The sequence below is a fragment of the Vibrio crassostreae genome, from assembly GCF_024347415.1.
GTDB lineage: Bacteria > Pseudomonadota > Gammaproteobacteria > Enterobacterales > Vibrionaceae > Vibrio > Vibrio crassostreae.
Genome location: NZ_AP025477.1, coordinates 814669 through 827706 on the forward strand (window position 1 = coordinate 814669; position 13038 = coordinate 827706).

Here is a 13038-nt window from a genome sequence, read left to right on the forward strand (position 1 = left end):
GAGCTTCCAGCTATTTAAATAATGCCAAAACAGCTAATAATGAGAAAAGGGCTCAACTCACTGTCGAGCCCTGCAATTTTTATATGATTCCTAAATTTTTACGTTCTGAACTCCAAAGTAAAAGTTAAAAACGATGCTGATACTGAACACCGAGTAAGAGAGCATCGGCAGTCACATCAGCAGTTATATTGGAACTCGTTCCTGGGATCGTCGTCAGGCTTTCGTCAATATCTTGTGATTCTCCGATGATAAAGCCGACACCAATGTCCACAGAACTGGCGGCCGTGAAGTTATATGTCCCTCCGACCGTGAGCCAATGACGGTTAACATCGGGAATTGATAACGATGTGAGTTCGTCAGTTGGAGAAATGTCGTACATGTAACCCGCTCGTAGAACAATGTCTTTTGACATGATGTACGTGCCACCGACAGAAACATGTCCTGCATCTTTCCATTGATACTCTTTGATCGAGTCGTCATAAGAGTTAGACGTTAGCGAGTCAAATTCAGACCAGTTCACCCACTGCAGGCTGTAATGGAAAGCCCACTGTTCGTTGAGCTGGTGCCAACCGGAAAACTCTAGAGTGTCTGGTAGAGGTACATTCATGTTGTCGGCAGGGACACCGCCTTTGGTAATGTCACCTTCCACTTCGATATCTGGGCTGTAACGGTAAGTAATACCAAATTTATTGCGTTCATCAACTTGATACGTTGCACCCACATTTGCGCCTAAACCGAAGCCGTCTGCGTCTACATTCAACAAACCTTTGCGATATATTTCGCCCTCGCCGTAGATAACATCAATACCTGCACCTAAGTTGATTTTTTCATACAACTCGTAAGCCACAGCGAAGCCAACATTGATACTGGAAAGCGCCGTTTTGCCTCCAAACTCATCCGCTTCGAACGAGTTATCAAATTCGACGTCGGTACCAAAATTAGAGTGCACAGTGGCGCCCAAAGTAAATTTCGAATCTTGAATTGGGTGAACATAATGAATGTTCGGAACTAATGTCCCTGCGTCTAATGATTGGTCATCTAGCATTTCAGTATCACCAATCATTGGTGTGTAGCTAACACTAGACACATCAATACCACTATCGATATAGATAGCGCCGACAGAGAGTGTTGGTTGCTCGATGTAAGCCATCGCAGCGCTGTTCTTTGCAACAATCGCGGCGCTATCTGCCATCACAGCATCGCCCGCAAATGCACGGCCCAACCCTGTTGCTGATTGTGCGTTAAGTTGGAATCCTGCGGCGTTTGTTAAGCAAGGAATGAGAGCAGCTGCGGTGCCCAATAAGAGTTTATTCTTCATCTTGAGGCACCTCTGTTTCGATATGATCTTCGTTCACTATTTCGATTGATGCACCCGTTGTTGTTACCATCGATGCAACGGCAACCTGCTGAGTATTGGTCGCATCCCAAACAAAATTGAGCTCTTCAGAATCTGGGAATCCGGGTAATCCTGATTCGTCCATCGTTCCCTCATAAGGGAATAGGTAAGTACCATGCCCTCCCGTGGTCGTTCGAATAACCCCCCGGGTTTCTGTAGTAGTTAATGGCTGTCCTGTCGTACCCGTAATTGGAGCTAATCCCAAAGCCTTAATTAGTGGCTCAGTTCCCGTTCTTATGTTGTCTGGAGCTGAGTTGGGAACGACACTGTCTGGTACATAATCCACTCCAACATCACATGTTTCACCGCAGTCGCCCACTGCCGCCAGCAATAACGTTGGTTGTTTGTTGTTAGCTTGGCGGGATGTAAAACTCGCAGGGTCAGAGCTATCAATAGCAGCCTGAACACCCTGCTTTAAACCAGTCACAAGAAGGTCATAAATATCATTTTCTAACTGGTTAACCGTAAGAGCATTTTCGGAAGATAAACTGACAAACTCGTTTAATGACTCAATACACTCTTGGTTGTTATTCTCTGCATCGCAGCTTTCCGGAATCACAGTTTCAGCGATACTACGCTGTATATCCGGCGATTTTTTCACCCCATCGGACATTTCCGGCCCTAACGTCTGAGAAGACAAAACCAAATTGGTAAGCCCCTGACCCGGAACAACAAAGTTAACCGTTTTGAACTTAAACAATGGTGAGTCTTGGCTAAACTCACTAACCATCACCGACATGATCCCACCCAGAGAGTGACCGACTAGGTGAATATTGCTCTTATCAACCCATGGCTGATTATTCAGAGCAAAGCGTAGACCTAAGAAATCCGAAACCGACTGCTGTAAATTGGAGCGAAGCGCGAAAGGTGAGTCGATATTGATGAAAAATGATTTGTTCTCTTTAGCACTGATTTCAAGACCATTCACATCGTATCTCATACGTTCGCCGTGATAGGGCATGTCAATAGCTACAACTGCATAACCTTGTGTTGTGTAATCTTTAGCCATTAGAGACGCAGCAGATTTATCAGCCGTGACGCCATGAATAAAGACAACGGTCGGAAGTGTTGTCTTCCCATCCCAACGGGCTGGTGTGTAAACATCGGCATTGACAATCTGTGACTGGACAACAACTGGCAGTGGTTCATTTACTGTAGGAAAACCGCCTGTCGATGTTTTCATCCATTCGTATAGCGGCGGGCATGATGCCTTTGGTTCATATTGGTCGTAATCGCACTCAGATTCACGACTCTTCGTGAAAGGTAGATAAAATGGCAGTTTTAGTTTCTGAGTATAAAGGTCATATTTAGTCGTTTTATCTTCGACCAAGATGAGTTCGCCAGAAAAAGTCGTTCCTTCAACAATATGGTTATCCCTCATCGCATCCAGTGACGAATATGAACTCTGAGTTTTAAATTGAGCTGCATATACAGGAATACCCTTCTCAGGATACAGCGCATAATATGAATCTATCGCATTTAATACCTGCTCCTGAAGGCTTACTTCCTTATCGCTGTCTAGCGGAACACCTGAATAAATCAATTCATCAAAGCTAGCGTCTGCTTTTAAAGGTTCGTCAAATTCAGTTTTTACCCCATCAGTCACAACGATCGAGTAAGTCGTTCCTTCTTTTAATCCTGACTCGCACTGAATAATAATATTAGAACCATCGGCTGATATTTGAGTGCTAACTTCCTCACCAGTTGACTCATTAATTAACACCACGTTCCCCGAAAAAGTTTCATTATTCAGTGGAAAACGCTTATCAGAATTAATACTTTGTAGCGGAATTAAAATAGGCTCTGCACAAAGTCCCCAACCATCTAAAGCGGCGTATGAGTTGTTGTAGTCCTGATAATAGGCATCGTTCTTTGATGACAAAGTTACAGCGTGTTCACCGACTCCGGTAATGGTTCCGTCGTCGTCATACCCGTATCCATCGTTTGGTTTTGGCAGTTCATCAATGTTGTAGGGAACCAATACTGAAACAGGTTCTTGAGTCGAGTCTTCAGACTGACAGCCGAGTAAGGCAAGCGTAATTAGTCCACATATATATGGCTTATTGAAATCTTTCAAAACAGCTCCTTCGTAGCTTTCGCATTTAACTGGTGTGGTCATGCGATTTATCGTTATTTGAGTTGCCGATTGAGTCGGAAGTAAGCTCGACTTTTATTCGCAGAGAGCAAGGCAACACAGAGTTGGAATGACACGTTGATAAAACTACGTAAGAAATTTGAGCAATTAACCCACACCCACTAAATCAGCGTCACCCGTTAATGATCCAATAGCTACTAACGGCAAGCACCTGAAACCGCATTAAACAACCTCAAAAAGGTATATAAGGGAATCTAATTAGGTTAATAAATCAATTTAAATCAAAAGCTTAAATATAAAAGACACCAAAATCAGTAAGTTTATATTTGTAGCGACATTTGTTATATTTAGGTTAGAACGCTTATAACAATGAGAACCCAGATGTCTGCTGAATTTATTATCAATGATGATATACAGGTCAATTTAGAAGAGAGTGAAATCCATCACTTTAAGACGGGCCGTACGTACCCAATAGGTTCTAACGAATCAGAGCTACTTAAGTTTTTTATCTCTAGACCCAATGAGGTGATTACTCGCCAAGTTTTGATTGAGCAAGTGTGGGTATCGAAAGGTATCTATGTTGAAGATGGCAGCTTAATGCAAACCATCTCTATCTGCCGAAAAGCGCTTGAAGACAAGAGTGGAATGATCATTGTCACTGAACGCGGCAAAGGCTACCGATTTGCAGGGCAAGTAACACAAGATAAAGAACGCGTACTGCGCAAAATTCAAGCCCAGCCCACACAGCAAACTGAACAACTAACAGAGAGATCTGCTGAAGAAAGCGCGATAGCAGAAAAAGCAGCCCCAACAAAAAAGACAACTCATGTGTTAGCGCTAATTGCTTTATTTGTAGTAACCGCTGGTCTGTCCCATTATTTGTTTGCTTATTTAGACAGAAATAGCTTAGGTGAAGATCTTACAGGGCAACATTTTATCTCTTGTACAATCGAAACCGACGAGTTCACCTTTAAAGAACTCTACAACGTCACTCTTTATGAATATAAGGGTCGAAAAATAATCATAGATAATTCAGGAAAGTCTTTGAGCTTCCCTAGCGAATTTAAAGGAGTTACTTGTGAATAAAGAAAAGCAGATATTCGTTGTCGTCGCTCTATTGGGTATTTTAGTCGGCTGGTTAACAACCTTTATTCCGAAAGAACATCTTAAAGGTCATTATTTGGCCAACACAGCATCGGTGGTCAATCCGCCTGAGAAAATAATTTATAATCAAGCTTCCGTGAATATCGAATTTAAGAAGAACAATAGTTACGAGTTGTTATATGTTTCGACTAAAGAGGCTGGTTTCACATCGTCTGGCACTTACGTTGTCACTCAACACGATATTTCGTTGGATGAGACTCAACACGAACAGATCATCCCAGACAGAGAGCTCACGTTCTATGAAAAAGTCATGATCAGTGAAGGTTCGGTACTCTCTTCCGATGCGATGACTTACATTCCACTGAACGACAGAGAGCTGTTATTGGTGACGCAACGTGGAATGATTCATTTCTGTAAAAAAGTGGCATGTGCCGACCTGCCCGCTTATTCAAATTCGGAACCAGAAGTAAATATCAATTAAGCTTACCGTCACTAACAGAGAACACTCTGTAAATTCTATGTGACTTTCCTCTGGCGTCTGCTATTTACCAATTAAGTAGGCGTCAGACTCTAATCCTCGAATGCAAAAATACCTTCCTAAATGTAAGAAATAGCCCTTTCCTTTTGATTTCCACCACTAAGTTAGAAAAAGCGTAATTTTATAAATCAAAGCCTTAATATGCAACTTGGCACAACAAAAGTGATCCAAGCTATATTCTAGCAAACGATATAATTTGTTTATTAACATCTAAATAACAGTAGTTAATCACGATTTACAACCACAATTAACATCGAAAAAAATGTTTGTCTTAGATCATATCAACCTCAACTATGCCTCGTGCCACAGTGCAGTTTTCTGTACATTCATTGTCATATTCTGAAACACTTTCTTATATTTTTTAAACTTTGTGGAGATTTCTATGTTAGAGCTCTTGATCGGATTAGTGATTACTATTGCTGTTGGTTACTTTATTGTAAAAGGCTATAAAGCGGCGGGTGTATTACTAACTGCTGGCCTTGCCCTACTTCTTATTACTGGCCTTATTGGTCACACAGTCTTACCAGCTAAAGTCGCTTCAACAGGTAACATGGTTACCGACTCACTAGAATTTGTTAAATACATGCTTCAGTACCGCGGGGGCGGCCTAGGTATGCAAATCATGCTTCTTTGTGGTTTTGCTTCTTACATGACGCACATTGGCGCTAACAACGTGGTAGTGAAACAGTTCTCTAAACCACTTGCTGCGATCAAATCTCCCTATGTACTTCTTGTTGCGGCTTACATCGTAGCGTGTCTAATGTCTCTAGCAGTAAGTTCTGCAACGGGTCTTGGTGTGCTATTGATGGCAACCCTATTCCCAATGATGACGGCAATGGGTATTTCTCGCCCAGCGGCAGTTGCGGTTTGTGCGTCACCTGCAGCCATCATTCTTTCACCAACCTCTGGTGATGTGGTTATCGCGGCAGAAAAATCAGGCATGTCTCTTGATGTGTTTGCTGTTCAAACGGTACTGCCTGTTTCTATCTGTGCGATCATCGTGATGGCAGGTGCGGCTTTCTTCTGGAACAAATATCTAGATAAGAAAGAAAACACGCCAATGGAAAAAGTAGACGTTTCTGAAATCGAAACAACAGCGCCGGCTTTCTACGCTGCACTTCCATTCCTGCCTATCATCGGCGTTTTCCTATTCAACGGTCGTACGATTCCAGGGCTTTCACTTGATATCTACACTATTGTGGTCGGTTCTATCTTCGTGGGCGCGGTCATCGATTACGTTGTTAAGAAGTTTGACGGCGAAAAAACACTAGAGGATTTAGACTCTTGCTACCAAGGTATGGCTGACGCATTTAAAGGCGTGGTAATGCTGTTGGTTGCGGCAGGCGTATTTGCTCAAGGTCTAATGTCTATTGGTGCGATTGATAACTTAATTGGTCTTGCTGAATCGGCAGGCGCAGGCGGTATCGCGTTGATGCTTATCCTGACGGGTTTAACGGTTGCTGCAGCTATCGCAACAGGTTCTGGTAACGCGCCTTTCTATGCATTCGTAGAACTGGCTCCATCATTAGCGGCGAAAATGGGCTTGAACCCAGCGTTCCTAATCATCCCAATGCTTCAAGCATCTAACTTAGGCCGTACTATTTCACCAGTATCTGGTGTAATTGTAGCGACATCTGGTATGGGTAAAATCAGCCCATTTGAAGTAGTAAAACGTACTTCTGTACCAGTAATCTGTGGTCTTATTACCGTTATCTTCGGCACGCTTGTATTGGTTCCAATGGCAGCGTAAGCCTTAAGTTTCTAATCTCAAAGAACGAAGAACAAACGAACACCAATACTGATATAAAATGCGTAAACAAAAAGGCGCTGAACCTAATAAGTTCAGCGCCTTTTTTTAATCTTATTTTCTCAACATCGTTAAAACTATCGAGATATGTATAAACAGTAAGACTTGAAATAGTGTTATCTCAAAGGAACAAGCCCTACTTCATTTCACCATAGCGTTCTAGATACAAAACCGTTGCAGCAGTACGTGAAGGCACTTGTAGCTTTTTCAGCAAGCTTTTCATGTGTACCTTAACTGTCGATTCAGAAATAAACAGGTGATCTGCTATCTGCTTGTTACGGTAACCTTTCGCGACTTCTTGAAGGATTTGCATTTCGCGTTCAGTCAGTTGGTCGAAGATATCATTGCGACTACCAGCGTCATTTAAGTAACGAGCAACCACACTGCTGTAAGCTTTGTCACCGCTGTGTGCTTGCTTAAGCAATTCGATTAACTCATCGGGTTCTGTGTCTTTCAACAAGTAGCCGTCAGCGCCGGCCTTTACGATCGCTTCAATGTCTGCAGGGCTATCAGAAACCGTGAGAATAACGATGTTAGCGCTTGAACCATCAGTACGCAGTGCTTTCAGCGTATCAAGTCCAGACATGCCTTTCATATTAAGATCCAATAGGATCAAATCAGGTTCTTCTTCATGGGCAAGAGCGACTGCTTCAGTACCGTTACTTGCTTCTGCAATCACTTCGAATTCATCTTCAAAGCTCAGTAATTGGCTTATACCTCTGCGCATCAATGGATGATCATCAACCAGCATTACTTTACAAATCGTCAACTTTAACTTCCTTCAAACTTTTATATTTCAATATGACTGTACAGCCTTCACCTTGAGCCGCTTCAATCGTTAAGTCGCCATTCAGTCTTGCCGCACGCTCCTGCATAATACTCATCCCGTAGTGGTTCGTCTTGGAACTACTTGAGTCAAAGCCATCTCCATTATCTTTAATCACGACTAATACTTCACCGTCCTCATCGATACAGCATACATCTATCAAGTCGGCATTGGCGTGTTTTATTGCGTTTATTGTTGCTTCACGAATCAATTGAAGCAAGTGAACCTGACTGTGTGCATCAAGCTCTATGGATGAAAGATTATTGGTTAGGTTAATCTTTGCATCTGTTCTTTCACTGAGCTCTTCAAGCATGGTACTTAGAGCCTCGCCGAAGTTGCCCTCTTTTATTGTCAACCTAAAGGTTGTGAGCAACTCTCGTAATTGAGTATAGGCATCAGCTAAACCGTTGCCGATTTCCGACGCTATTTGTTCAGATTGCTCTCGATGCTGTTGTTCTGGCAATTTGCCAATCACGCGCTTCAACAACGTCACTTGGATTTTCAAATACGACAGTGATTGAGCCAATGAATCATGAAGTTCACGGGCAATCGTTGCACGCTCTTCCATTATAATAAGCTGTTCTGCTTTCTTCTGCGCACGATTATAATAGATCGCCCGTGATAACAGTTGGATAAAGCTCTCAATCAGAGTCTTGGTTGAATGGCCATGATGATATGAACAATATAAATAGCCTAAGATAAGCTCATTATCATCCAACTTCATTTCAAACTTTTCATAATCCAAGTTCGAATCATACCCTTCGTCCATAATCAATGAACGACCCGAACTATCAGCTATCTCAAGCCTTAACGACTCTATTCCTTCTAGACTGACTAGGTGCTGTAGAATAGCTCGGAAGTTTTCTGGTGCGATACGTGTAACCGTAAGTTCTTGTGACGAGTGATAAAGCGCCTGCAAAGATTGGTTGGCGTTTTGCAGCTCAACTGTCTTAGCGTCTACAACTGACTCAAGGTTTCGATAGAGCACGCCCAAATCTTTGGCCATCGAGTTAAACGTTTTAGTCAGAATACCCAGTTCGTTATTATTGGTGACCTTTAGCTCTACCTCAAAGTCACTGTTTTTGATCCGCTGACTGGCTCCAACGAGCGCATGCAATGGCTTAACAACTTGTTTACGTACAAAATGAACAACAAAAAGAGATATGACCAAAATTCCGCCTAAGCCAACACCACCGGCCCACGCCAATTTTATTAACTTATCTTCTGAGAATTCTTGAAGCTTGAAAACGAAGCCATCTATCTCAGTGACAAAGTTCTCAACCAACACGAGATAGTGCTTGCGATCTTCACTGTTTAATACTTGCTTCAGTTCATGCCACCGACCAATAATTAAATAGTAATCTTCTGTGATGTCTGTCGGAACATTCCAACTGACCAAATTGGTCATTGATGGAGAATAAAGAGAACTTTCGAATTCATGAATATGAGATTCGTAATCGACGGATTCTATTTGAATATCATGGGCTAAACGGTAGCTTTGCATTCGCATTGAACCAGCCACGTTGACCGCTTCCGCATCATTCAAGCTTGAAGCCAAAGTAAAGATGGCAAAGCCAGTCGTAGCAACCGACAACAGCAGTATAGATAGCAGTGACTTAGCTATCGTACTCGTTACAGATGAAACCGGTTTTATAAGCAAAAGAGCCTTCCTATTGATAAATGACTTGCCAGCAAGATCGTATTGTCACACATCAAAAATCATAGCTCCATTCAATATGTGATCACTCGCTTCGTAATTTATTGATCTGAGACAATATATGCCCCCAATTAGCCCTAAGGGGGTATTTATACAATTGTTTCTAAAACTACACTACTTGTGAGGACAAATTACAAGATATTAATGGAATAATGACCTACAATTACAACATCTTAGCAACATCTATGGGTATCTAGTGGTAGATCTATCAAAACGCCGTCTATTTTCTAGGCAAAAAGTTGATTCAAGCCAGATTCGTTTGCCTTGGATTAAAAACCTAGAAAGCTTTGCAGATGACTGCACTCGTTGCGGTAAATGCATCGAGAGTTGTGAGACTGAGATAATCATTGTAGGCGATGGTGGGTTTCCTACTGTCGATTTTTCAATTGATGAATGTACGTTCTGCTATCAATGCGCAGACGTTTGTCCTGAACCCATTTTTACGCCAAAGCAAGGAGAGCCTTGGCAAGCAAAAGCAAGTATCTCTGATAAGTGTTTAGCGCAACAAAATGTTGAATGCCGAAGCTGTGGTGACATGTGTGAACCTATGGCCATTCAATTTCAACTTAGAGCAGGCAGTGTTGCTCTACCAAAAATCGAGTTAAATGAGTGTAACGGTTGTGGAGCCTGCGTAGCAGTTTGCCCTACTTCAGCTATTCTTGTGAGTAATGCATAAATAAAAATAACGAGAGCAATTTATGGCACTAAATGAAGTGCATATATCAAGTTTAGTCGTGCATGTGAGCCCAGAGCATCTCAATGAGATCAAAGCAGAGATCGAGCAATTCGATAACGCAGAAATCTACGGAGATAGCCCTGAAGGCAAAATCATCGTGGTCCTAGAAACCGAAAACCAAGGTTTTGTAACGGACACCATCGAAGCAATAAACAACATTAAGAACGTTTTAGGGACAGCTTTGGTTTATCACCAAATCGAAACTGGACTAGAAGAAACGGATTTAGAAACTGGAAGCAACAATTCTCAACTTGAGGGTGAAGTATGAAAATGACAAGACGTGCGTTTGTGAAAGCAAACGCAGCTGCATCAGCGGCAGCCGTTGCAGGTGTGACACTACCGGCAACAGCAACCAACCTGATTGCTAGCTCTGATCAAACAAAAATCACGTGGGATAAAGCGCCTTGTCGTTTTTGTGGTACGGGCTGTTCGGTACTAGTAGGTACTCAAAACGGCAAAGTGGTTGCGACTCAAGGCGACCCAGAAGCACCGGTAAACAAAGGCCTTAACTGTATCAAAGGCTACTTCCTTTCAAAAATCATGTACGGCAAAGACCGTCTAGAACAGCCTCTTCTTCGTATGAAAGATGGCGAGTTCCATAAAGATGGTGATTTCGCACCAGTATCTTGGGACAAAGCGTTCGACGTGATGGCTGAGAAATGGAAAGCATCTCTTAAGAAGAACGGTCCAACAGGTGTTGGTATGTTCGGTTCTGGTCAGTGGACAGTAATGGAAGGCTACGCAGCCGTTAAGATGATGAAAGCGGGTTTCCGTTCAAACAACATCGATCCAAACGCTCGTCACTGTATGGCTTCTGCGGTAGGTGCATTCATGCGTACCTTCGGTATCGATGAGCCAATGGGTTGTTACGATGACTTTGAACACGCAGACGCATTTGTACTGTGGGGTTCAAACATGGCAGAAATGCACCCAGTATTATGGACTCGTATTACAGACCGTCGTCTAAGCCACCCACACGTTCAAGTAAACGTACTGTCTACTTACTACCACCGTTCTTTTGAGCTTGCAGACACTGGTTACATCTTCAACCCTCAGTCTGACCTTGCGATTGCAAACTTCATCGCAAACTACATCATCCAAAACGATGCAGTTAACTGGGACTTCGTGAACAAGCACACGAACTTCAAGCAAGCAACAACAGACATCGGTTACGGCCTTCGTGATGATGATCCTCTACAGAAAGCAGCAGCAAACCCTAACTCAGGCGCAATGACTGCAATCTCTTTCGAAGATTACAAAGCATCGGTTGCTGAGTACACAGTAGAAAAAGCATCTGAAATGTCAGGCGTATCTGAAGAGAACCTGATCAAGCTTGCTAAGCAATACGCGGATCCAAACATCAAAGTGATGTCTCTATGGACAATGGGTATGAACCAACATACTCGTGGTGTATGGATGAACAGCCTTGTGTACAACATCCACCTTCTAACAGGTAAGATTTCTACTCCAGGTAACAGCCCATTCTCACTAACTGGCCAGCCATCTGCGTGTGGTACAGCTCGTGAAGTAGGTACGTTCTCTCACCGTCTACCTGCAGATATGGTGGTTGCTAACCCTAAACACCGTAAGATTGCAGAAGACATCTGGAAACTTCCAGAAGGCACTATCCCAGCAAAACCGGGTAAACACGCTGTTGCTCAAGACCGAGCATTGAAAGACGGTACGATCAACGCTTACTGGGTAATGTGTAACAACAACATGCAAGCTGGTCCAAACATCAACACTGAGCGTCTACCTGGTTACCGTAACCCAGACAACTTCATTGTTTGTTCAGACCCGTACCCAACAGCAACAGCTCAAGCTGCTGACCTTATCCTTCCTACCGCAATGTGGATTGAGAAAGAAGGTGCTTACGGTAACGCTGAGCGTCGTACACAAGCTTGGTACCAACAAGTGAAAACAGTTGGTGAAGCTAAGTCTGACCTATGGCAAATCATGGAGTTCTCTAAGCGCTTCACTATTGAAGAAGTTTGGGGGGAAGAACTGGTTGCGAAAATGCCTGAGTACCGTGGCAAAACCATGTACGACGTGCTTTACAAAAACGGCAATGTTGATGCGTTCCCTCTGTCTGAAGCTCAAGAGCTTAACGACGATGCACAAGCACAAGGTTTCTACGTTCAAAAAGGTCTATTCGAAGAGTACGCTGCATTTGGTCGCGACCACGGTCACGATTTAGCACCATACGATACTTATCACAAAGTACGCGGCCTACGTTGGCCAGTTGTTGACGGTAAAGAAACACTATGGCGCTTTAAAGAAGGTTCAGATCCATACGCTAAGAAAGGCTCTGGCTGGGACTTCTACGGAAAACCAGATGGTAAAGCGCTGATCATCAATGCTCCATATGAAGCTCCACCAGAAGTACCAAACGAAGAATACGATATGTGGCTATGTACAGGCCGTGTTCTTGAACACTGGCATACAGGTACTATGACTCGTCGTGTACCAGAGCTTTACAAAGCAGTACCGGATGCACTTTGTTACATCCACCCTGCTGACGCTAAAGCTCGTGGTCTTCGCCGTGGTGATGAAGTTCTTATCGAAAACAAACGTGGTGAAGTTCGTGTGCGTGTTGAAACTCGCGGCCGTAACCGTCCACCACAAGGCTTGGTATTCGTACCATTCTTTGATGCAAGAATTCTGATCAACAAGTTGATCTTGGATGCAACGGATCCTCTGTCTAAACAGACGGACTACAAGAAGTGTCCAGTTAAGATCACTAAAGTCGCTTAAGCCCTAGGCTTAGAGAGACGATCTTAAGTATCTAATATTGCGGCTACTTTTTTCACGCTTTTGAA

The 13038-nt window shown here is 43.1% G+C and carries 10 protein-coding genes; 6 read left to right on the forward strand and 4 right to left on the reverse strand.

All coding sequences use genetic code 11. The features are described 5' to 3' along the window. Positions 1 to 124 precede the first annotated feature (124 nt). The gene (locus OC193_RS19385; protein ID WP_048662624.1) at positions 125 to 1318 is read right to left on the reverse strand and encodes an outer membrane protein transport protein; all 1194 of its coding nucleotides are present in this window, start codon (positions 1316 to 1318) and stop codon (positions 125 to 127) included. Next, positions 1308 to 3515 (reverse strand): alpha/beta fold hydrolase, encoded by a 2208-nt coding sequence (locus tag OC193_RS19390; RefSeq protein ID WP_048660082.1) that lies wholly within the window; start codon positions 3513 to 3515, stop codon positions 1308 to 1310. Before OC193_RS19390 ends, OC193_RS19385 begins: the two co-directional genes overlap by 11 nt. Positions 3516 to 3872: 357 nt before the next feature. On the opposite strand from OC193_RS19390, the gene OC193_RS19395 reads away from it, so the two are divergent. From OC193_RS19395 to dcuC, 3 genes are all read left to right on the forward strand, one after another. Next, on the forward strand, positions 3873 to 4577 hold the full coding sequence (locus OC193_RS19395; protein WP_048662623.1) for a winged helix-turn-helix domain-containing protein: 705 nt from the start codon (positions 3873 to 3875) through the stop codon (positions 4575 to 4577). Continuing rightward, a complete protein-coding gene (locus OC193_RS19400; protein WP_048662622.1) occupies positions 4570 to 5076 on the forward strand; it encodes a hypothetical protein in 507 nt (168 codons plus the stop codon). The genes OC193_RS19395 and OC193_RS19400 overlap by 8 nt, the downstream gene beginning before the upstream one ends. A gap of 439 nt (positions 5077 to 5515) precedes the next feature. Continuing rightward, on the forward strand, positions 5516 to 6883 hold the full coding sequence (gene dcuC / locus OC193_RS19405) for an anaerobic C4-dicarboxylate transporter DcuC (RefSeq protein ID WP_009845449.1): 1368 nt from the start codon (positions 5516 to 5518) through the stop codon (positions 6881 to 6883). 193 nt (positions 6884 to 7076) lie between these two features. On the opposite strand, the gene OC193_RS19410 is transcribed toward dcuC, so the two are convergent. Both OC193_RS19410 and narQ read right to left on the reverse strand, forming a co-directional pair. After that, on the reverse strand, positions 7077 to 7709 hold the full coding sequence (locus tag OC193_RS19410) for a response regulator (protein ID WP_008219279.1): 633 nt from the start codon (positions 7707 to 7709) through the stop codon (positions 7077 to 7079). Then, positions 7696 to 9426 (reverse strand): nitrate/nitrite two-component system sensor histidine kinase NarQ, encoded by a 1731-nt coding sequence (narQ, locus tag OC193_RS19415; protein ID WP_048660079.1) that lies wholly within the window; start codon positions 9424 to 9426, stop codon positions 7696 to 7698. Before narQ ends, OC193_RS19410 begins: the two co-directional genes overlap by 14 nt. Positions 9427 to 9679: 253 nt before the next feature. Between narQ and napF the strand changes: the two genes are divergently transcribed. The 3 genes from napF to napA are packed head-to-tail and all read left to right on the forward strand — an operon-like array spanning position 9680 to position 12973. Next, on the forward strand, positions 9680 to 10159 hold the full coding sequence (gene napF / locus OC193_RS19420; RefSeq protein ID WP_048660078.1) for a ferredoxin-type protein NapF: 480 nt from the start codon (positions 9680 to 9682) through the stop codon (positions 10157 to 10159). Between the two features lie 22 nt (positions 10160 to 10181). Then, positions 10182 to 10487: a chaperone NapD gene (locus OC193_RS19425; protein WP_017058194.1), complete on the forward strand. Its 306-nt coding sequence runs from the start codon at positions 10182 to 10184 to the stop codon at positions 10485 to 10487. After that, positions 10484 to 12973 (forward strand): periplasmic nitrate reductase subunit alpha, encoded by a 2490-nt coding sequence (gene napA / locus OC193_RS19430; protein WP_048660077.1) that lies wholly within the window; start codon positions 10484 to 10486, stop codon positions 12971 to 12973. The genes OC193_RS19425 and napA overlap by 4 nt, the downstream gene beginning before the upstream one ends. The last annotated feature ends 65 nt before the right edge of the window (positions 12974 to 13038 follow it).

Coding starts and splice junctions, on each gene's coding strand:
- OC193_RS19385 (WP_048662624.1), bottom strand. CDS start 1,318: ATGAAGAATAAACTCTTATTGGGCACCGCAGCTGCTCTCATTCCTTGC.
- OC193_RS19390 (WP_048660082.1), bottom strand. CDS start 3,515: ATGACCACACCAGTTAAATGCGAAAGCTACGAAGGAGCTGTTTTGAAA.
- OC193_RS19395 (WP_048662623.1), top strand. CDS start 3,873: ATGTCTGCTGAATTTATTATCAATGATGATATACAGGTCAATTTAGAA.
- dcuC (WP_009845449.1), top strand. CDS start 5,516: ATGTTAGAGCTCTTGATCGGATTAGTGATTACTATTGCTGTTGGTTAC.
- OC193_RS19425 (WP_017058194.1), top strand. CDS start 10,182: ATGGCACTAAATGAAGTGCATATATCAAGTTTAGTCGTGCATGTGAGC.
- napA (WP_048660077.1), top strand. CDS start 10,484: ATGAAAATGACAAGACGTGCGTTTGTGAAAGCAAACGCAGCTGCATCA.